This window comes from Lelliottia sp. F153 (genome assembly GCF_002870005.1).
Taxonomy (GTDB): domain Bacteria; phylum Pseudomonadota; class Gammaproteobacteria; order Enterobacterales; family Enterobacteriaceae; genus Enterobacter; species Enterobacter nimipressuralis.
Genome location: NZ_PKFT01000001.1, coordinates 575,513 through 596,781 on the forward strand (window position 1 = coordinate 575,513; position 21,269 = coordinate 596,781).

General features: G+C 54.7%; 17 protein-coding genes. 7 read left to right on the forward strand and 10 right to left on the reverse strand.

Going from position 1 to position 21,269, the window contains the following annotated elements; genetic code table 11:
- The first annotated feature begins 157 nt into the window (after positions 1-157).
- The gene (locus tag F153LOC_RS02755; RefSeq protein ID WP_100780201.1) at positions 158-1,054 is read left to right on the forward strand and encodes a DMT family transporter; all 897 of its coding nucleotides are present in this window, start codon (positions 158-160) and stop codon (positions 1,052-1,054) included.
- Between the two features lie 33 nt (positions 1,055-1,087).
- On the opposite strand, the gene F153LOC_RS02760 is transcribed toward F153LOC_RS02755, so the two are convergent.
- Together F153LOC_RS02760 and F153LOC_RS02765 are read right to left on the reverse strand one after the other, a co-directional pair.
- Positions 1,088-1,762, reverse strand: coding sequence for a DUF3313 domain-containing protein (locus tag F153LOC_RS02760; protein WP_102103696.1), 675 nt, complete (start codon positions 1,760-1,762; stop codon positions 1,088-1,090).
- 139 nt (positions 1,763-1,901) lie between these two features.
- Positions 1,902-3,494 carry an ABC transporter substrate-binding protein gene (locus tag F153LOC_RS02765; RefSeq protein WP_102103695.1) on the reverse strand — a complete coding sequence of 531 codons (1,593 nt, stop codon included), beginning with the start codon at positions 3,492-3,494 and terminating at the stop codon, positions 1,902-1,904.
- Positions 3,495-3,606: 112 nt separating this feature from the next.
- Between F153LOC_RS02765 and pepT the strand changes: the two genes are divergently transcribed.
- Positions 3,607-4,836 carry a peptidase T gene (gene pepT, locus F153LOC_RS02770; RefSeq protein WP_102103694.1) on the forward strand — a complete coding sequence of 410 codons (1,230 nt, stop codon included), beginning with the start codon at positions 3,607-3,609 and terminating at the stop codon, positions 4,834-4,836.
- Here pepT and tehB read toward each other — a convergent pair.
- Both tehB and tehA read right to left on the reverse strand, forming a co-directional pair.
- A complete protein-coding gene (gene tehB, locus F153LOC_RS02775; RefSeq protein WP_102103693.1) occupies positions 4,833-5,429 on the reverse strand; it encodes a tellurite resistance methyltransferase TehB in 597 nt (198 codons plus the stop codon). The genes pepT and tehB overlap by 4 nt on opposite strands.
- Complete coding sequence (gene tehA, locus F153LOC_RS02780; RefSeq protein ID WP_102103692.1) at positions 5,426-6,430, reverse strand: dicarboxylate transporter/tellurite-resistance protein TehA; 1,005 nt, start codon at positions 6,428-6,430, stop codon at positions 5,426-5,428. The genes tehB and tehA overlap by 4 nt, the downstream gene beginning before the upstream one ends.
- A gap of 122 nt (positions 6,431-6,552) precedes the next feature.
- Here tehA and ydcK point away from each other — a divergent pair, with 122 nt between their 5' ends.
- Positions 6,553-7,533 (forward strand): YdcK family protein, encoded by a 981-nt coding sequence (gene ydcK, locus F153LOC_RS02785; RefSeq protein ID WP_102103691.1) that lies wholly within the window; start codon positions 6,553-6,555, stop codon positions 7,531-7,533.
- Here the strand turns inward: ydcK and rimL are convergent.
- From rimL to F153LOC_RS02805, 4 genes are all read right to left on the reverse strand, one after another.
- A complete protein-coding gene (gene rimL, locus F153LOC_RS02790) occupies positions 7,528-8,076 on the reverse strand; it encodes a 50S ribosomal protein L7/L12-serine acetyltransferase (protein ID WP_102103690.1) in 549 nt (182 codons plus the stop codon). The two genes, ydcK and rimL, sit on opposite strands and share 6 nt — an antisense overlap.
- 45 nt (positions 8,077-8,121) lie before the next feature.
- Complete coding sequence (locus tag F153LOC_RS02795; protein ID WP_102103689.1) at positions 8,122-9,777, reverse strand: glucan biosynthesis protein D; 1,656 nt, start codon at positions 9,775-9,777, stop codon at positions 8,122-8,124.
- Between the two features lie 246 nt (positions 9,778-10,023).
- Complete coding sequence (locus F153LOC_RS02800; protein WP_100780209.1) at positions 10,024-10,797, reverse strand: ABC transporter substrate-binding protein; 774 nt, start codon at positions 10,795-10,797, stop codon at positions 10,024-10,026.
- Between the two features lie 11 nt (positions 10,798-10,808).
- On the reverse strand, positions 10,809-11,978 hold the full coding sequence (locus F153LOC_RS02805; RefSeq protein WP_102103688.1) for a pyridoxal phosphate-dependent aminotransferase: 1,170 nt from the start codon (positions 11,976-11,978) through the stop codon (positions 10,809-10,811).
- 450 nt (positions 11,979-12,428) lie between these two features.
- On the opposite strand from F153LOC_RS02805, the gene ompC reads away from it, so the two are divergent.
- Positions 12,429-13,553, forward strand: coding sequence for a porin OmpC (ompC, locus tag F153LOC_RS02810; protein ID WP_102103687.1), 1,125 nt, complete (start codon positions 12,429-12,431; stop codon positions 13,551-13,553).
- 114 nt (positions 13,554-13,667) lie between these two features.
- The gene (locus F153LOC_RS02815; RefSeq protein WP_102103686.1) at positions 13,668-14,534 is read left to right on the forward strand and encodes a LysR substrate-binding domain-containing protein; all 867 of its coding nucleotides are present in this window, start codon (positions 13,668-13,670) and stop codon (positions 14,532-14,534) included.
- On the opposite strand, the gene F153LOC_RS02820 is transcribed toward F153LOC_RS02815, so the two are convergent.
- On the reverse strand, positions 14,497-16,005 hold the full coding sequence (locus F153LOC_RS02820) for a carboxylesterase/lipase family protein (protein WP_102103685.1): 1,509 nt from the start codon (positions 16,003-16,005) through the stop codon (positions 14,497-14,499). The two genes, F153LOC_RS02815 and F153LOC_RS02820, sit on opposite strands and share 38 nt — an antisense overlap.
- A 42-nt stretch (positions 16,006-16,047) precedes the next feature.
- Positions 16,048-17,391, reverse strand: a complete 1,344-nt coding sequence (locus F153LOC_RS02825; RefSeq protein ID WP_100780214.1) for a VOC family protein — start codon at positions 17,389-17,391, stop codon at positions 16,048-16,050.
- Between the two features lie 278 nt (positions 17,392-17,669).
- Between F153LOC_RS02825 and F153LOC_RS02830 the strand changes: the two genes are divergently transcribed.
- Positions 17,670-18,593 (forward strand): LysR substrate-binding domain-containing protein, encoded by a 924-nt coding sequence (locus F153LOC_RS02830; protein WP_100780215.1) that lies wholly within the window; start codon positions 17,670-17,672, stop codon positions 18,591-18,593.
- Positions 18,594-18,881: 288 nt separating this feature from the next.
- Entirely contained in the window at positions 18,882-21,266 is a 2,385-nt protein-coding gene (locus F153LOC_RS02835; RefSeq protein ID WP_102103684.1) for a glucose/quinate/shikimate family membrane-bound PQQ-dependent dehydrogenase, read from the forward strand.
- Positions 21,267-21,269 lie beyond the last annotated feature (3 nt).

Below are 21,269 nucleotides of genomic sequence, written 5' to 3' on the forward strand. Positions count from 1 at the left end.
AAGTAAACAGATCGACAGTCTAAGAAGTGTTGCCCCGCGATACCAGTCATGAGGAAACAAAAAAGCGCAAGAATTTGCAAGTGAGCCGCAAGTGGCTGAAAGCGCGGCGGTTCAGTTCCGGTCACACTTCACTTTTACCCTTTGATAAGAGAGAACGATGAACGCACTTCTGTATGGGCTGGTGGTGGTGATCTGGGGGACGACCTGGATTGCGATTTTTCTGCAACAAGGACCGGTTGCCGCGCCGGTGTCCATTTTCTGGCGCTTTGCCGTGGCGAGCGCCGCGATGATGCTGGTCCTGCTGGCGCTGGGGCGTCTGCGTAAACTGGCGTTGCGCGATCATCTGTTCTGTATGGTTCAGGGCTGCTGCGTGTTTTGCTTCAACTTCTGGTGTTTTTACACAGCGGCGAAGTTTATCAATACCGGGCTGGAGTCGGTCATTTTCTCGATGGCGGTGCTGTATAACGCCATTAACAGCTTTATTTTCTTCGGCCAGCGACCACCGGCGCGCTTCTGGGCCGCCGCGATCCTCGGGCTGCTCGGCATCATCACCCTCTTCTGGGACGATCTGCTGGCCAGCGGCTGGAGCCACGAACTGCTGCTGGGTATCGGCCTGTCAGCGCTTGGAACCTACGGTTTCTCGCTGGGCAATATGATCAGCCTTCGCCATCAGCGTAACGGTCTGGAAACCATGACCACCAACGCCTGGGCGATGACCTACGGTACGCTGGTGATGGGTGCGATTGCGCTGGTGCGCGGCGACAGCTTTGTCCCCGAGTGGACCATGAGCTACATCGGTGCGCTGCTGTATCTGGCGATCTTCGGTTCTGTGATTGCCTTTGGCGCGTACTTCACCCTCGTCGGTCGCATCGGTGCAGGCAAAGCGGCCTACAGCACCCTGCTGTTCCCGCTGGTCGCGCTGTCGATTTCTACGGTGTATGAGGGCTACGTCTGGCACATGAACGCGGTGGCGGGATTACTGCTGATACTGACGGGGAACCTGGTGATGTTCACCCGACCGGAAACCTGGTTCAGGCGTCTGCGGATGGCATAAAAAAACCGGCGGTGTGAGGCCGCCGGTTTCAGATTATTTTTTGGTATTGTTCACATCAAACATGGTGGCATCCGTCGCCATGTCATCCACGACCTGTTTCAGCGTCGCCACGGTCATCGGTGAATTTTCGTTACTTAGCTCTTTCCCTTCGCCTTTACGAACCACTTTGATCACCGGTTTACCCGTTGACGCATCGATCAACTCACCTTCAAAGAAGAGATGGGTGTCCATCGTGCGGTGTCCTGTCGCCATTTGCGTACCTGCTACTACCAGCGCAACCGGCACCACTTCATAGAACTGCAGCCCTTCGCTCTTCGAACTCACACCCGTAATCGCGCCGCGGAAGATCAGACTACGTGGCCCTGGTGTTGTCACCAGCGGTTTCGTCTGGCCAATGGCCGCTTTCATTTTGGTATTGGTGTAGGCCAGCAGATCGTCCAGTAACTTTTGCCCTACCTGCGTGGTGGGTTTTGGCACCGGATAATAGGTGATTGGATTCCAGACAATATTATCGTAATTAGACGGTTTGTAGGATGGATCTACCCAGCGCAGCGTCGGTTTGCCCGTTGCTGACGTTGTCTGCTGCAAGCCTGAATAATCTTTCAAAAAGCCCGAATATTGATCGGGTTGCGCCACTTTGGACGCGCAGCCCGCTAAAACCAGCAGGCTAGAGAGCGCTGCAACTTTAAAAAAAGTCTGAGTACGCATGGTTGTGAATCCCTGTTATGTGCAGATATGCATATGAAGTTATAGCAAAAGAATCAGGGGTTTGTTGTGACAAAAAGGGTGCTGGCGGCACAATTCAAAAAACAAACTGCCCGGAATAGTCACGGGCAGTGATTTATGGTTATTTAATATCCACTTGCCAGAAGAGGTGTTTACCAAACGGATCGATTTCGTAACCCGTCACCTCTTTTCTCACCGGTTCGAAAATGGTGGAGTGCGCAATCATCACCGCAGGCATTTGATCGTGCATCATCTGCTGCGCCTCTTTGTACAGCGCCACGCGTTTCTCGTGATCGGTTATCGATTTCGCCTCGTTGATGATCTTATCAAACGGCTGATAGCACCATTTCGCCGAATTCGAGCCGCCGTTAGCGGACGTACAGGTAAACAGCGGGCCGAAGAAGTTATCCGGATCGCCCGTCGCCGTGGTCCAGCCCATCAGCGCCGCCTGGTGTTCGCCGCCCTTCACACGCTTAAGGTATTCGCCCCACTCATAGGTGACGATTTTGGCCTGCACGCCGATTTTCGCCCAGTCAGCCTGAATCATCTCGGCCATCCGTCTGGCGTTCGGGTTATACGGGCGCTGCACCGGCATCGCCCACAGTTCAATACTCACGCCGTTGGCAAATCCCGCCTCTTTCAGCAGCGCTTTGGCCTTATCGGGGCTGTAATCGTAATCCTTCAGCTCGCTGTCGGCGCTCCAGACGCCGGGCGGCAGCAGGTTTTTCGCTGCGGTTCCCGTGCCATGGAACACCGCGTCAATGATCGCCGGTTTGTTGATCGCCATCGCCAGCGCCTGACGCACATTCACGTTATCCAGCGGCGGCTTTTGGGTGTTAAACGCCAGGAATCCGGTGTTCAGCCCCGCTTTGCTCATCAGGTTAATATCGTTGTTGGCCTTCATGCGCGGCAGATCGGCAGGATTCGGGAATGGCATCACCTGGCATTCGTTTTTCTCGATTTTAGCAAAACGCACGGAGGCGTCCGGTGTGATGCTGAACACCAGTCGGTCGAGTTTTGATTTGCCCTGCCAGTAGTCCGGGAACGCGGTAAAGAGGATGCGCGAATCTTTCTGGTACTGCGTCAGTTTAAACGGCCCGGTGCCTATCGGGTCCATATCCACTTTTTCCGGCGTACCCGCTTTGAGCATCGCGTCGGCGTATTCTGCTGAGAGAATCGAGGCGAAATACCAGGCCAGATCGGCGACAAACGGCGCTTCCGGATGCGCCAGGGTAAAGCGCACGGTGTGGTCGTCCACCTTATCGATGGCGGTAATCAGGCTGCCGAACTCCAGACTTTCAAAGTTGGAATAGCTGCCGTTGGAGACGTTGTGGTACGGGTGGTTAACGTCTTTCTGCCGCATGAAGGAGAAAATCACATCATCGGCATTAAAATCGCGCGTCGGTTTATAGAATTTATTGCTCTGGAATTTAACGCCCTTGCGCAGATGGAAGGTGTAGACCTTGCCGTCCTCGCTGACATCCCAGCTTTCGGCCAGGCTTGGCACCAGCTCCGTCGTGCCGGGTTTAAAATCGACCAGTCGGTTATAGACCGGTACGGCACTGGCATCCACACTGGTGCCAGAGGTGTATAACTGGGGATTAAAATTCTCCGGCGATCCTTCGGAGCAATACACCAGTGTCTTTGCCGCCACGGCGGAACTTACCGTTAATGCAGCAATTGCCAGGGTTAAGGTTGTCAGTTTGCTATTCATCGCATTTTCCTGTCTTTTTAATTCGACGGCTAATTAATTCTTTTGCCATTGCATAAATACCATTAAAGTGACAATGCAAACACCTGATAATACAAATAAAGAGAGAATCACTATGACGAATTCGCTTTCCAGTCAATTAACCCAACGCTTTTATCGCTACCTGGCCATCACCAGCCAGAGCGATCCGAAAAGCGCAACCCTCCCTTCCACACCGGGCCAGCACGAGATGGCGCGGGTGCTGGCAGAAGAGCTGAAATCACTGGGGTTGAGCGACATCGTGATCGACGAATTTGCCACGGTGACCGCCGTCAAAAAAGGCAATGTCAGCGGCGCTCCGCGCATTGGTTTTATTACCCATATTGATACGGTAGACGTGGGATTATCACCGGATATTCATCCGCAAATATTAACTTTCGCAGGAGAAGACCTCTGTCTGAATAAAGAGAAACAGATCTGGTTACGGGTGAATGAGCATCCAGAAATACTGGCTTATCCTGGCGAAGAGATTATTTTCAGCGACGGAACCAGCGTATTAGGCGCAGATAATAAAGCCGCGGTGACGGTGGTAATGACGGTTCTGGAAAACCTGACGGCAGAAGATCAGCACGGCGATATCGTGGTGGCGTTTGTACCCGATGAAGAGATTGGCTTATGCGGGGCGAAAGCGCTTGATCTAAAACGTTTCGACGTTGATTTTGCCTGGACCATCGACTGCTGCGAAATTGGCGAGATTGTTTACGAGAACTTTAACGCGGCAGCGGCAGAAATCCGCTTTACCGGCGTAACCGCCCACCCCATGTCGGCGAAAGGCGTGCTGGTGAACCCGCTACTGATGGCGATGGACTACATCAGCCACTTCGACCGTCAGCAGACGCCGGAATGCACCGAGGGCCGCGAGGGGTATATCTGGTTTAACGGCATTCAGGCCGGGCAAAGCGAGGCGGTACTGAAAGCCAATATCCGTGATTTCGACACAGCGAGTTTTGCCGCGCGCAAGCAGCAGATCGCTGACGTTGCCGGTAAAATCGCCGCGCAACACCCTACTGCCCGCGTCGAGCATCACATTGAAGACACCTACAGCAATATCAGCAATGCGATTGGGGAAGATCGTCGTGCTATCGACCTGATGTTTGAGGCGATGACGTCGCTCGGCATCACGCCAAAACCGACGCCGATGCGCGGAGGCACCGATGGTGCGGCCCTGTCGGCGAAAGGACTGTTGACCCCGAACTTCTTCACTGGCGCGCATAACTTCCACTCGAAGTTTGAGTTTTTGCCGCTGTCGTCGTTCGAGGCCTCTTACAAAACGGCCCTGCAACTCTGCCTGCTGGCGGCGCGTTAGGCCGGTTTACGGGCAAGCAGTGTGGCGAAACGCAGTTTGATGCGGTTGCCATTGGCGTCGGTGCGGTGTAATTCACCGACGTCTTCATTATATTTCAGCAGTTCCCAGCCTTCGTAGTAGCGGCTCAGCTCGCCGCTTTTAAAGGCGAACGGGAAACCAACGGTGCACGGATAATCTTCCGTATCCATCGCCGCCACAATCAGGTTGTAACCGCCAGGCACGGTGCAGCGCTGCATGTTCGCAATCAGTCCTGGAATGGTTTTGGCTTCCAGGAACATCATCACCACGGTCGAGAGAATAAAATCGTACTCACCGTCAAAGCTCAGGCTGTTCAGATCCTGCACGGAAGCCTGCAGATTGACGATCCCTTCTTTCGCCTGGATGCGCGCGATGTTATCGATGCTCATCGGGTTTTTATCCCAGGCGGTTACGTCATAACCCTTCGCGGCCAGATACAGACTGTTGCGACCATTGCCGCAGCCCAGATCCAGGGTTTTGCCGGGTTTGACGATCCCGGCGCTGTAAACCACATCCGAGTGGGTGCGGGTCAGGCCATATTTTTCCGTAAAATAGTTTTCATCAAAGTGAGTCATCTCTTTTCCTCAGCGTGCATAAGCGTGGCTTTATCTGAACGAACTAATAGCTTTCCCTGCACCAGTAAAATGAAGGTGCGCACCAGTAAGAGCGCAATGATGCAGTTGGTAAAAATAAACAGCGGTACCGCAATGGCGTGGAAAAAGCCCGATGGACTGCTCTGCCCCAGATGCAGCCCGGTGGTGGCGAGCGCAGAAACGCCGAACGAGAAACTCCAGAAGGAGGCGTTGAACGGCTGGGAGAGATACCAGGGCATCAGGCGCAGCATAAACAGCAGCTGCAACAGCCCGTAGCCAAACAGCATTTTGGCGAAGGTATCTACCTCACCGCCGTTGACGCTAAACCAGGCGCTGCAGGCCACCAGCGCAGGCGCCAGCTGGATACCCAGAGAGGTGCGCAGCGCCGCCGGTAGCTCGCCGGAACTGCGCAGACGCTGCAATATCACTGGCTCAAGGCTCAGCCAGGAGAAAACGCCGGCCCCCAAAAATACCAGCCCGGCATCGTGGAAACCGAGCGCGCCGCAGGCCATCGCACTGATGAAATTATTGGCGACCGTCGGGAGATACAGGCCCGGCGTGGTGGCCTCTTCGGGGTGTTTTCCCCGCCATAAACCGGCGCTTTGCCAGGCGGCATAGCTCAGCTGCACCACAACGCCGATACCAAACAGCACCAGCGAAACGGGTCGACACCAGGGGACAAACCCTATCGCCACCAGCAGTGTGGTGGCCGGAAACAGACTGACAAAACTGCTCATCAGTGGATGGCGCATCTCCGCAAGAACACTGTGCGGGAAGCGTACGGCGCGGGTAAGCATTGCCAGGGTCAGCAAACACCAGATGAGGATCGCCAGAAGCACCAGAATCTCACCCGGCCAACGGGAAACCGGCCAGATCATGCTGGCATAGCGCCACGCGAAACCCATGCCAATAGTCCCTAATACCATGCCAAAGTAACCGAACGGTAAGTTAAGAACCTGTTGGGATTTGTGTCTATTATGCATTCATTTTAAAGTATAAATTACATTTGAAATGCTAGTTTAAGGGGTTTCAGACGCGGTTGCCAGCACTTCAGAAGGCGTAAAGTTTGCTACGGTTAGTAAAGACCCTTAGCCGAGATCATGAGATGCAAAAATACCGACTCAGCGACGAAACCCGCCTCCACCACTGGCAGAACGGCGAAACAAAAGCAGCCGTAAAGCTCCGGCAAATCATCGCCACACGAGATTTCAGCGATGTGACCGCCGGGACAAAAGGCGGCTGGCTGGAGGATGAAAGCGCCCTGTCCCATGACGGCAACTGCTGGGTTTATGATGAAAACAGCGTAGTTTTCGCACAGGCGCAAATTCGCGATAACGCGCGTATCACCCAGCCTTGTGTGATCAGCCACGGCGCGAAAATCGCAGATAACAGCTGGGTCGACGGTTCACTCATCAGCCATGGCGCAAAGTTAAGTGACAACGTCACCGTTCAGTCTTCCGAAGTGCGCGGTATCTGCCATCTTTACGGCAATGCACGCATTCTGCATCAAAGCACTGTTATTGCAGCCCTTGGCCTGACGCCGGATCGTGAACAGGTTCTGAAAATTTACGATAACGCCACCGTCAGCCAGTCCAGGATTGTCCATCAGGCACAGATTTACGGGGAGGCGATGGTCAATTTCGCTTTTATCGAGCATCGGGCCGAAGTGTTCGAGAATGCGCTCATCGAAGGCAACGATCTGAATAACGTTTGGGTCTGCGACTGCGCAAAAGTGTATGGCAATGCCCGGCTGGTTGCCGGCCGTGAAGACGATGCGATTCCGACGCTACGCTACAGTTCGCAGGTGGCAGAAAACGCCGTGGTCGAGGGGAACGTGATCATCAAACATCATGTACTGATCGGCGGCCAGGCCTGGCTGCGCGGTGGCCCGATCCTGATTGATGACAAAGTGGTGATTCAGGGACGGGCGAGAATCAGCGGCGATGTGCTGATCGAACATCGTATTGAAATCACCGACGATGCGGTGATTGAGGCATTCGGTGGCGATAACATCCATTTACGCGGTGAGAAGGTGATCAACGGGAAACAGCGCATCACCCGTACCCCGCTGCTCGGCGCGCTATAGACGAATGATTTTGGCGTAGCTGTTTACATCCTGGAACTCGCCGTTTAAAAATTCGGCTTCTTTCAGGCATCCTTCCAGCTCAAAACCATTGCGCACGGCTACGCTGTTGCTTTGCGCATTCGCCACGCGGCATTTGATGACGAAACGGCGGACTTCCCCGCGCTCAGCGTAATAGCGCATAAATGCCTGCAACGCGTTTGACACAATACCCTGCCCCTGGCTGCCTTTATCCAGCCAGTAGCCGATATACCCCGTCTTATTCGTCGGCTCAATCGAGTTGAATGACAGCACACCTTTCAGGGTCTGATCCTGAAAAATCAGGAACATTTTCGCGTAACCGCGCTGATGCAGCATGTGATTGCTGAGCACATTTTTGCGCGTGTCGTCTTCCGTTCCCACATACTGCGCCCAGTCAAAGGCGGTTTGTAGCCAGCTTTTATTTTTGACCACCAGATTGTGCAGTTCAGCGGTATAGCGCTCGTCGATGGCCCGCAGTTCGATGCGGTCGGTAACAGGAATGATTTCAGGGGTGTTAGCCGTCATGGGTCCTCACTTTCCCTCTCCCGGTTTGGGAGAGGGAATTCAGCGTTAGCGCATCACGCGATCGTCAACGTAGTTGCGTTTATCAGGCGCAGGCGGGAAATACTGATACAACCAGGTTTCACTGATCGCATCCCCCTGACAGCGCAGGAACATGCGCATTTCGACCGGATCGGTGGAATCGTCCGTTGGGTACCAGTCAAACAAAATACGGTAACCGTCGAACGGTTCGACGTAGAGGATTTCGACCTGTTTCGCTTCGCCGTTAGAGAGCGTAATCACCGGCTCGATGCCTTTCGGCGCAGCGGCTTTCAGATCGCCTCCCACGAAGTCGATAGCAAAGCGACGCGCCCAGACTTTCGGGTAGTTTTCGCCTGGTGCCCAGCCTTCCGGGAAGCCGCCCATACCGGTGCGGGTGGCATAGACGTTCGCCAATGGAGAGCGAACCGGCGGCTGCGCGCTCCAGTAGAGACGGTATTTGAAGTCCAGCTCATCGCCAGCTTTAACCGGTTTTTCCGGCTGCCAGAAGCAGACGACGTTATCCAGCGTTTCACCGGTGGTAGGGATCTCCATCAGACCGACGCTGCCTTTGCCCCACTGATTGCGCGGCTCAACCCACAGGCTCGGACGCTTGTTGTACCAGCCCATGATGTCCTGGTAGTGGGAGAAATCGCGATCCAGCTGCAGCAGGCCAAAGCCTTTCGGGTTTTTATCCTGGAAGGCATTGAACTGCAGTTTTTGCGGGTTGTTCAACGGACGACAGATCCACTCGCCGTTACCCCGCCACATCGCCAGACGATCGGAGTCGTGGATTTGCGGATGGATAGTGTCACACATGCGGCGCTCGTTATTCCCGCAGCTGAACATGCTGGTCATCGGCGAAATGCCGAGCTGCTTGATGTCTTTACGGGCATATAAGTGGTTATCCACCTCCATGATCACCTGGCTCTTCTCGCAGTGGATCACGAACTTATAGGCACCGGTGATACTTGGGCTGTCGAGCAGCGCATAGACGGTAAACGTAGTGTCGTTCGGCTTGACGGTTTCAAACCAGAATGAGGTGAAGTCCGGGAACTCTTCCGGCGTATCGGTAAAGGTGTCTATCGCCAGACCGCGCGCAGACAGGCCGTACTGATAGGTATCATCCACGGCACGGAAATAGCTCGCCCCCAGGAAGGAGACGATATCGCGACGCGCCAGTTCCGGCGCTTTAAAGGCGCGGAAACCAGCAAAGCCTAAATCGCTCTGCCCCTGCAGCTGTTGGGTGTCGACATCCGTATCGTTGTAGCTAAACAGCTCCGGGCGGAAGTGAATTTCACGCGCCTGGGATGTCGCAGAATCAAGCGAGAACATACGTACACGCCGGCGGAATCCCATTCCCATATGGAAGAACTGCACGTCGAGCTGGCGGTCTTCAATATTGTTCCACAGGGACTGTTTCTCGTCGTATTTGATGGCGTTGTACGCCTGCGGCGTCATGGTCGCCAGCGTATTGGGCAGCGGACGCGGCGCACCGCCCCACGCAGTTTGCGCCAGATCGTGCGCCATGGATTGCAGTACAGAGAAGTCAAAACGACGACTCTGACCGTCGGCAATATCCGATTCCGCGGCAAATGCCGCACGGGAAAAGAGCGATGAGAGTCCAGCGGTACCGCTCAGCGCAGCCATTGCCAGCGAGCCTTGTAAAAAACGTCTGCGATTCATGCCTGAGAAAACGTCCTTATGGTCGTGTGAATGAGTTTCGCGGGCAGCGAAACGACGGCAAGAAAGAACGCACAGCCTAAACAAAAACGGTTAGAAATCCAATTGTTGAGCGGCGATATTCTGAGCAAAGCGAGAAATATTTTCTGTCGAGGGGAAAGGACTGAATTGACGGTAAAGTTATGTATAAATCAAAAATAAAAAGCCTCTGATGGACATCAGCATCAGAGGCGAAGAGGCGCAATATTATTATTTTACGCTGACATCGATACCCGGGAAGTATTTCTTCGCAAGCTGGTCGATGGTGCCGTCAGCGCGGACTTTTTCGATAGCCGCATCGAGCTGTTTTTTGGTGGCCTCGTCACCTTTGCGCAGCCCGAAACCGATCCCGCTGCCGAGGATAGTGTCATCCGACACCGGTTTGCCAATAAAGCCAAACCCTTTCCCCTGCGGCTTACTCAGGAAACCTGCCTGCCCGGCCGCGGACATCACCAGCGAGGCATCAATACGGCCATTCAGCAAATCACCCCAGGCCATATTCTGATCTTTATAAGACACCACGGTGACACCGTGCTTCTCCCAGTGCTCTTTCGCATAGGTTTCCTGAATGGAACCCTGCAACACACCGATGGTTTTACCTTTCAAACCTTCCGGCGTCGCGTCGACGCCACTCCCTTCTTTCCCGACCAGCTGGGAAGGAATACGGTAGATCGGCTGGGTGAAATCAATGCTCTGACGACGCTGATCCGTAATATTCATGGCCGAGTTGATAGCATCGAATTTCTTCGCCATTAACCCTGGGATCAACGCATCAAATGAGGTCTCGACCCAGCTGCACTTTAGCTCAGCGGCTTTGCAAATCGCTTTGCCCAGATCGATATCAAAACCTTCCAGTTCACCCGACGCATTGCGGCTTTCAAACGGCGGATACTCCGCTTCCAGGCCATAGCGCAGCTCGGTTGCAGCGAAGGAAGAAAAAGAACACAGCAATCCCATGCCGACAACTAACGCGTTAAATTTCATCTCAACACTCCTTAGCGTGGTTTAACCCGACACAGGGCCTGCGCACCTGCCCGTAATGTTGCCTCGTCTTTCGCAAAAGAGAGGCGGATCAATTTGTTATCTGTACCGTCTGTGTAAAACGCTGACAGCGGAATGGTCGCAACGCCGGATTCCACGATCAGCCGTTTGACCATCTCACTGTCGCTTTCGTCGCTGAAGTGGCTGTAATCGGCCAGCAGGAAGAACGAACCTGCGCTCGGCAGCAAACGGAACGGCGACTCCGCCAGTAGATTTTGCAGTAAATCGCGTTTGCGTTGATAGAACGCCGACAGCGACAGCCAGGTCTGAGGATCGGCCATGTGCTCTGCAAAGGCGTACTGCATAGGGGTATCGGCAGAAAACATCAGGAATTGATGCACTTTGCAGATTTCGTCCATCAGTTCAGCGGGAGCCACACAATACCCTACTCGCCAGCCGGTGACATGATAGGTTTTTCCAAATGATGAAATGATCACGCTACGCTCCGCCAACTGCGGGTGCGTTGCCATGCCGTGATGCGGCTGGCCGTCAAACACGACGTGTTCGTACACTTCATCAGACAAAATAATGATATCCGTCTGGCGGGTAATCGCCGCCAGCTGTTCGAGGTCTTTCGCTGAGAAGACCTGACCGCTCGGGTTGTGCGGGGTATTAATGATGATCATGCGTGTGCGCGACGTCACCGCGGCGCGGACTTCATCCCAGTCGACGGCAAAATCGGGCACCGTCAGCTTAATCGCCACCGGCGTGGCGCCCTGTAAGCGCACAATCGGCGCGTAGCTGTCGAACGACGGCTCAAAATAGATCACCTCGTCGCCAGGATGCACCAGGCCGCTGATCGCCGAGTACAGCCCTTCGCTGGCACTGGCGGTAATCAGCACTTCGCTGCTGGCGTCATAACGGGTGCCATAGAGTGTGGCAATTTTATCGACGATGCGTTCTTTCAGCGGCTGCAGGCCGGTCATAGCCGCATACTGGTTGTGCCCCGCCTCCATGGCGCGGGTTACGCCCGCAATGAGCTTAGGATCGCAGGAGAAGTTAGGTGCCCCCTGAGAAAGATTGATGGCGTTATGTTGAGCAGAAAGCTGCCCAATCACCGTAAAGATAGTCGTGCCAACGTCAGGCAGTTTCGAGCGGGTGTGCACGGGAGTACGCAGAGTCATCATCAATCCTTTCTCGTGGATATTGCATAACTATTCAACGCGAAGGGAGCTTTGGCGACAACCGAATTGTTGTCATAGTAGCCATGATGAAAACGCATGGCTGACCCATTTCGCCGGGCGAAATTCTGACAAAAAAAGAGTTTTTATTTTTCCATTAAAAACTCATGCAGCGGTCACAATTATTAAATCACACTGGTGAAAACATAATAAACAAGACGAAATTTGCAGCACTGTTAATTAACAATTAATAATTCACATCAATAAATAATAGCAACTCATAACTCAATATAATTGAGGTTTCATTCCGTTACGGCGGAATTAATTCTTAACATTTTATAAATGCATACTGTTTGCCGCCCTATTAAAAACAATATTAGGATTCGGGTGATTCTTGTAATGGGCAAAAGTTCATTTCAAATCATAATAAAAACCTTTCTAAGGAATGAAAAAATGAATAGAAAAGTATTGGCAATTGTTATCCCGGCGCTTCTGGCAGCCGGTGCTGCTCACGCAGCAGAGATTTATAACAAAGACGGTAACAAACTGGATCTGTACGGTAAAGTTGATGGCCTGCACTATTTCTCTGATGATTCTGGTGTGGATGGCGATCAGAGCTACGTGCGTATTGGCTTTAAAGGCGAAACGCAGATCAACGACCAGTTGACCGGTTTTGGCCAGTGGGAATACAACGTTCAGGCGAACAACACTGAAGGTTCGTCTAACCAGTCCTGGACCCGTCTGGGCTTCGCAGGCCTGAAATTTGGTGACTACGGTTCATTCGACTACGGTCGTAACTACGGCGTACTGTACGACGTAGAAGGCTGGACCGACATGCTGCCAGAGTTTGGTGGCGATACCTGGGCACAGTCTGATGTCTACATGACCAGCCGCGCAAACGGCGTTGCAACCTACCGAAACAGCAACTTCTTCGGTGCAGTTGATGGCCTGAACTTCGCCCTGCAGTATCAGGGTAACAACGAAGGTGATGGCAACGGTAACGAAGGCACCAACAACGGCCGCGATATTCGTCATGAAAATGGCGACGGCTATGGTATGTCCACCACCTATGATTTCGGTATGGGCTTCAGCGCAGGTGCGGCGTATGCCTCTTCCGACCGTACTACCGACCAGGTTAACTCTGGTGGTGGCCGTTATGCTGGTGGCGATAGAGCCGAAGCATGGACTGCAGGTCTGAAATATGACGATCACGATATTTACCTGGCGACCATGTATTCTGAAACCCGTAATATGACCATTTACGGTAACAGCGATGATGGCGGTATTGCGAATAAAACGCAGAACTTCGAAATTACTGCTCAGTACCAGTTCGATTTCGGTCTGCGCCCATCTATCTCCTACCTGCAGTCTAAAGGTAAGGACCTGAGCTATAACGGCAACACCGATAAAGATCTGGTTAAATACGCTGATATTGGCGCGACCTATTACTTTAACAAAAATATGTCCACCTACGTTGACTATAAAATCAACCTGCTGGATGAAGATGATCAGTTCTACAAAGATTCTGGCATCTCTACTGATGATATCGTAGCCCTGGGTCTGGTTTACCAGTTCTAATTCTGCGCATAATCCCAAAACCCGCCACCCGGCGGGTTTTTTTTCGCCGATTGACAGGCACCTTAAGGTCAGGTGTTATGAACGACATGATAAAAACGCATACCTGGAGTGTTTATGTCGCGCCGTTCATTTCCGCACAATGCTGTGGCCGCATTTCTGGTCACCGCTCGTCATCTGAATCTCACCCACGCCGCGAAAGAGCTGTGTCTCACTCAGGGTGCCGTTAGTCGTAAAATTGCCACGCTGGAGTCGTGGTTCGGCTTTTCTCTTTTTGAACGTCATGCGCGCGGGCTGCGGCTGTCGTCCCAGGGCAGCGCCCTGCTTCCTGATCTACAGGCCGCCTTCGAACACCTGCTGACCGTCGCGGAACAGGCGCGTGCTCAGCAAACGGTGGTGCGTCTGAAGGTCCCGACCTGCGCTATGCGCTGGCTGGTTCCACGCCTGCTTGAAGTGGAGCGCGATCAGCCTGAACTGCAAATTGCCCTCACCACCACCACCGATCACACGGTGAATTTCAAAACCGAGTCCTACGATGCGGCTATCGTCTTCGGAACACATCTCAGCGCAGGCGATCTGCTGTTTGAAGAGGCGCTCACGCCGGTGATGAGTCCATTACGAATGAGCGCCCCTCTGGAGTCGCTGACATTCCTGCACCCTACGCGGGATAAAACCGACTGGTCGCTGTGGCTGTCCAGGCAGGAAGAGCTCGCGCTGACAATGCAGCGAAATCAACACTTCGACACCATGGATTTGGCGATAACCGCCGCGATGCAGGGGCTGGGCGTGGCGATTGCTGACGAAACGCTGGTGAGAGAAGATATTCGCGCCGGGCGCCTGGCGCGCCCATTCAATACCAGCGTGAAAACCGGCGCCAGCTATCGGCTGGTGTTACGGGAATCACGCGCAAAAGCCGCCGGGCTGGCCGCGTTTCGCGCGTGTCTGCTCAATCCAGGCTCACGTGATGCTTCATCACCCGTTTAAACAGGCTCATTCTGGCGCGCATGAAGCGGTTTTCCAGGCGAAATCCTGCATGTTTATTCAAACCAATGCGTAACAGCACATCACGCCCTTTCCGGCAGGCGGGCCAGCGCGTCGGGCCATGTAGCGCATCACAGGTTCGGCTCGCGAAACGCGCAAAATTGACCCAATAATCTGCCACCTGCGCGGCAAAGGCCAAATCGCGCTCGTTCACATACTGGCTGGCAGGTTCCACCTTTCCGAGCGTGTCAAAGACATACGGCACTTCGTTGCCGTGCCACGCGCCGTTCTGATAGGTTTCGTGTTCCGCTTCCGCAACGTAATCAAACCAGTAGCGCCAACAGGGTTCACCGACCCGCTGCTGAGCCTGCATCACCACAAATCCCATGGTCGTAAAAGCCATGTCACGACACACCTGCCGCCCCAGCTCTTCATCCCCTTTCACACCAGGGTAAAGCAGCTTGATCAGCCCCAGGCCAAACCGACGTTCCCGACGCAGCTTCTGAATTTGCCCGGCGAGATCGATGCCAAACACCGCCATCACGCTGGCTTCGTCACTGTTGGAACCAATCATCACCGGCACCGGATGCTGGCGGGCCGAGAAAAACACATCCAGCATTGCTTCTGGCAGCACGCAGTCGCCGACAATCGGCGTCGGGGCAATATTGAGGGGAGCCGTCAGTGACCAGAACGCATCGGCGGGGATCGCCCGTAGCTGTTCAGCCGTCGCATTCTCAATGCCAAAATGCGCCGCCAGCGCCTCACCTTTTTGCAGCGCCTGCTCGCGCGGGGTATCAGGAAGCGTGTAACCGCTCTGCACGATCGCCTTGTGAAACAAGTCTTTTGCTAGCGGCGAAGCCAGCAATGACAGCACGCTTCGCGCCCCGGCGGATTCGCCAAACAAGGTCACGTTATCCGCATCGCCGCCAAACGCAACAATATTGTCCTGTACCCAGTGAAGCGCCGAGATTTGATCGCACAGCGCAAAATTGTGCACCACATCGGCTTCCTCACCGGCGAGCGCCGGGTGAGCAAAGAAGCCAAGATGGCCCAGACGGTAGTTAATGGTGACAACAATGACGTCGCGATGTGCCAGCGCTTTCCCCTGGTAAGGCGGTAATCCGCCCGCGCCAATGGTATACCCGCCGCCATGCAGCCAGACCATCACGGGAAGTGGCCCGGTACGGTTTGCGGGAGCCCAGACGTTGAGATAGAGACAATCTTCCGAGAATCGCCCTGGGTCGCCCCCGCCCAGTTCCCGACAGTAGTCGATATTTTGCCAGCTGGATGCCGAAAACGTATTGGCCGGGCGGATACCTTCCCAGGAGTCGGGGGGTTGCGGCGAGCGCCAGCGCAGCGCGCCAACGGGCGGCGCGGCATACGGAATACCGCACCAGACGTGCACATCATCATCAATAAAACCGCTTACTGCGCCCTGGCGGGTGGTCACTACTGGGGTCGTGGAATTTTCCATACTTGCCTTCTTTTTCCATCACACCCCAGCAGAGTAGCGATTTCAGAGCAAACCGCAACGCCGTTTACTGCGGTCTTCGGCCTGCTGATACAGCGCAAACTCGTCGTTTACCGGGCATCCCAGTGCGGCTTCGAACGCTTCACGACTCGAATTTCCACGGCTGCGCGCCTGGGTTTCATTCCCCAGATTGGACTGGAAAATCCCCGCCGCACTCACTGGCAGAAAATCCTCATAGATAATCGGCTGCGCCACTACCCAGCCACGCTCAATGAGCGGCTGGGGATCGTCGCCCGGGCGGAACGCCTGTCGGTGCGCTTCGCCCGCAGGGGTCAGACGATAGCGGAAATAGGCCAGCTCCTGACGGCGCAGGAACATTTCGCTGTCCGGAAAGGTCTGGAACACCTCTCGCAGATGCAGCTGATGCGTCAAATTATCCTTGCCGGTTCCGGCTTGATTCAGCAGACGGTCATACAGTTCGCGGCCTTTTGGCGTGAGCGCAACTCCGCGCTGTTCGATTTCGCCAAAGCGCGCCGTATGGGTGCCTTTATGCTCTCCGGCAAAAAGCACCGGCTCCTCCAGCGCTTTAAAACTGGTCTGGCGCAGTAAAATCGGCACTTCACGACGCGGCGGTCCCTCGATCAGAATCTTCGGCTCAATGCCATATTTCGGCATCAACTCCTGCACCCGGTCGATATCCAGGGTGCGCGGCGTAAGATGGTTGATATGACATCCCGGGAAACAGACCACATCGGCAATCAGACGGTGCTCATCGTGCAGCGCCTGATAGGTCTCCTGATCGACGGTGGCGTGGCGATGCCAGCGGAACGTCTCCAGTGCTTCTTGAACAAACTCGCGCGCCTGCGTTTCAGTAAACTGCCCTTCTGACTCATGCAGCGCAATCAGTTCCAGGCAGCGTGGGGTAAAAATAGTACGTTGGGCGAGGATCTCAGCCGCGCGTTCGCGCAGGGCGACATTTTCGATAAGCTCCATGCGCAGCAACGAGGTAAACACGCGGAACGGGTTGCGCGACAGCGCAGCGTCATCAATGGGACGAAACGCCGTAGAATGCACCGGGACGCCCGCCTGGGAGAGATCGTAATAGCTGACAGGATACATGCCCATAATGGCAAACATCCTGCGCAAGGTGGACAGCTCCTGAGCGCTTCCGACACGAATCGCCCCGTGGCGTTCGACGTTTAACCGCGCCAGCTCATCGGCGTTGGCCAGCTGTTCATGTAAGTGCGGATTGTTTTCCAGTACCGCCAGATTCACGTCCGCTACCAGTTCCAGCAGCGTGCCGTACTGCGGAACTTCCTGCTGGTACATCGCTGACATAGCCTGCGAAAAGTGTTCCCGAATATCATCAGCCGTGATGGTGTTCGCCATGATGTCATGCCTCCAGTGAATATTACCTGGAGTGTAGAGAAGGCCGCTGGCGTTGGGGGGAAGAATTTGCGATTTGTGATCGTGACAGACAAGTGGTTATTCCCTGCGCTTTTTCTCTTTCTGCGCGAAGAAAAAACCTCATGAGAATCACCTCATCCATGGGTGAAAAAATTCTTGTAACTCAAATAGATCAAATGTTAATAATATTTTGCTATCAAGTTATCAAAATTAAACATCTTCCCTTGTCACTCGCACGGCTCTGTTCTTAACATCGCATCATGGAAAAAAATGGTTTGTTTAGTCAGCGCATACGCTTGCGCCATCTGCACACTTTTGTGGCCGTCGCTCAACAGGGAACGCTGGGGCGTGCGGCTGAAACTCTTAATCTTAGCCAGCCAGCCCTCTCAAAGACCCTGAACGAACTGGAACAACTCACCGGCGCACGCCTGTTCGATCGCGGGCGCCTTGGTGCACAGCTCACCTTAGTCGGCGAACAGTTTCTCACCCACGCCGTCAAAGTGCTGGATGCGCTCAATACTGCCGGTCAGGCGCTGAATCGTAAGGACGATCAGATCTCGGATGTGGTTCGCGTTGGCGCGCTGCCTACGGCGGCGCTCGGCATTCTGCCTTCGGCGATTGGTCAGTTTCATAAGCAGCAAAAAAATACCACGCTGCAGGTCGCCACGATGAATAATACCATGCTGCTGGCCGGGTTAAAGTCTGGCGAGCTGGATCTGGGCATTGGGCGAATGTCCGATCCAGAGTTGATGGGCGGTCTGAATTACGAGCTGCTGTTCCTGGAATCGCTGAAGCTGGTGGTTCGCCCGAATCACCCGCTGCTGCATGATACGGTCACACTGAGCCGGGTCATGGAATGGCCGGTGGTGGTATCGCCAAAAGGCACTGTTCCGCGCCATAACGCCGAAGTGATGCTGCAAATGCAGGGCTGCAAGCTGCCATCGGGGTGTATCGAAACCCTCTCAGCCTCTCTGTCGCGCCAGCTGACGGTAGATTATGACTATGTCTGGTTTGTGCCGTCCGGGGCGGTAAAAGAAGATCTCCGCCAGGGCACCCTGACCGCGCTGCCTGTCGCGTCGCCGGGCGCCGGTGAGCCGATTGGAATCCTGACCCGCGTAGACACCCCGCTCTCCTCGGGCGCACAAGCGTTGCTGAGCGCCATCCGCAAGTCGATGCCGATTTAACCGTCTCCCTTCGCTTTCCAGCTGACCCGTCGTGATGACGGGTTTTTTATCGCTTTTAATCAAATAATGCGAAATTTTTTATTAACAATTGCAACAAACAATTTAACAGACTTATCATAGCCACGAATTCACCAAATGGTTCACACCCTATTTCATTCGGTGGATTTCAAAGCCGTATAAACGGTATTCATCGTATAAATCATCATTAAACCCGTATTCGGTTACCCATTTGGTACAGGCTCTGCGCCCGTGCCACCGGAGGAATACGAGGTCTTTAAGGAGATAGACATGGCATTTGGCAGCGCGCCACGCGGGGTTCCGAGACTCCTGCAGTGGCTCCTGGTCGTCCTGATGGCAATCATCGGACTGGCGGTAGGCGGGCTGGGCTTTAAGCTCGCCACCGTAGGCGGAAGCTGGTACTTCCTGATCATTGGCGTGGTGATGGTCATCTCCGCCGTTTTAATCCTCATGAACCGCACCAGCGGCATCATTCTGTATGCCATCGCGTTTATCGCGTCGTTATTCTGGGCCGTCAGTGACGCAGGCTGGGATTTCTGGCCGCTCTTCTCGCGCCTGTTTACCCTCGCCGTGCTGGCCTTTTTATTTGCCATTGTCTGGCCGTTCCTGCGCGCAGCAAACGGCAACCAGGCCGTAAATAAAACCCCGGCGTTTACCCTTGCCGCCGTGCTCGCCGTGGCGATGCTGGTGAGCTTCGGCTGGATGTTTAAGCCGCAAACGCTGGTTACGGCTAACGAAGCGGTGCCGGTGAAACCCGTCGCCCCAGGCGAGGAGCAGAAAAACTGGGAACACTGGGGTAACACCACCCACGGGGACCGTTTTGCCGCGCTGGACCAGATTAACAAGCAAAACATCGGCGAGCTGAAAGTGGCCTGGACCGCGCACACGGGTGATATCCCGGTGAGCAACGGTTCTGGCGCAGAAGATCAGAACACGCCACTGCAGGTGGGCGACACCCTGTTTGTCTGCACGCCATACAGCAAAGTGCTGGCGCTGGACGTGGATTCCGGTAAAGAAAAATGGCGCTACGATTCCAAAGCCACCGCGCCAAACTGGCAGCGCTGCCGTGGCCTGGGTTTCTTTGAAGATCACAGCGTCGTGACAACGTCACAAACAGACACGCAACCGGCCGCCTGTGCCCGTCGCCTGTTCCTGCCAACCACCGATGCGCGCCTGATTGCCATCAACGCCGATACGGGCAAAGTCTGCGAAGACTTTGGCGATCACGGTATTGTTGACCTCAGCGTCGGCATGGGTGAAATCAAACCGGGCTACTACCAGCAAACCTCTACCCCGTTGGTGGCCGGTAATGTGGTGGTCGTTGGTGGCCGCGTGGCGGATAACTTCTCGACTGGCGAACCGCCGGGCGTGGTTCGCGCCTATGACGTGCACACCGGCAAACTGGCGTGGGCCTGGGACCCCGGCAATCCGGAGCTGACCGGTCTGCCGCCAGAAGGCCAGACCTATACGCGCGGTACGCCGAACGTCTGGTCTGCCATGTCTTACGACGCAAAACTGAACCTGATCTATCTGCCAACCGGCAACGCAACGCCCGATTTCTATGCAGGCGAACGTACCGCGCTGGACGATAAATACAGTTCGTCAATTGTGGCGGTAGACGCGACTACCGGTCAGGTGCGCTGGCATTTCCAGACCACACACCACGACCTGTGGGACTTCGACCTGCCGTCGCAGCCGCTGCTGTACGATCTCCCTGACGGTAAAGGTGGCACCACGCCGGTGCTGGTGCAGACCAGCAAACAGGGCATGATCTTTATGCTCAACCGCGAAACCGGCAAGCCGGTAGCCAAAGTGGAAGAGCGTCCGGTTCCGGCAGGTAATATTGAAGGCGAACGTTACTCCCCAACGCAGCCGTATTCCGTTGGCATGCCGATGATCGGCAACCAGACGCTGACCGAATCCGACATGTGGGGCGCAACGCCGGTCGATCTGCTGCTGTGCCGCATTCAGTTTAAAGAGATGCGTCACCAGGGCGTCTTTACCCCACCGGGTCTTGACCGCTCCCTGCAGTTCCCTGGCTCCCTCGGCGGGATGAACTGGGGCAGCGTCTCCGTTGATCCGAATAACGGTCTGATGTTCGTCAACGATATGCGTCTGGGTCTCGCGAACTATATGGTGCCGCGCGCGAACGTTGCCAAAAACGCCAGCGGGATCGAGATGGGTATTGTGCCGATGGACGGTACGCCGTTTGGCGCAATGCGCGAGCGTTTCCTCTCTCCGCTGGGCATTCCGTGCCAGAAACCACCGTTCGGCACCATGTCCGCCGTGGATCTGAAAAGCGGCAAGCTGGTGTGGCAGGTTCCGGTTGGTACCGTTGAAGATACCGGTCCACTGGGTATTCGTATGCACATGCCGATCCCAATCGGGATGCCGACGCTGGGCGCATCGCTTTCGACCCAGTCTGGTCTGCTGTTCTTCGCGGGCACTCAGGATTTCTACCTGCGCGCGTTTGATACCGCAACCGGGAAAGAGATCTGGAAAGACCGTCTGCCAGTGGGCAGCCAGTCAGGCCCGATGACCTACGTGTCGCCGAAAACCGGCAAACAGTACATCATCATTAACGCAGGTGGCGCGCGTCAGTCACCGGACCGTGGTGATTACATTATTGCGTACGCCCTGCCCGATAAGGCGTAAAAG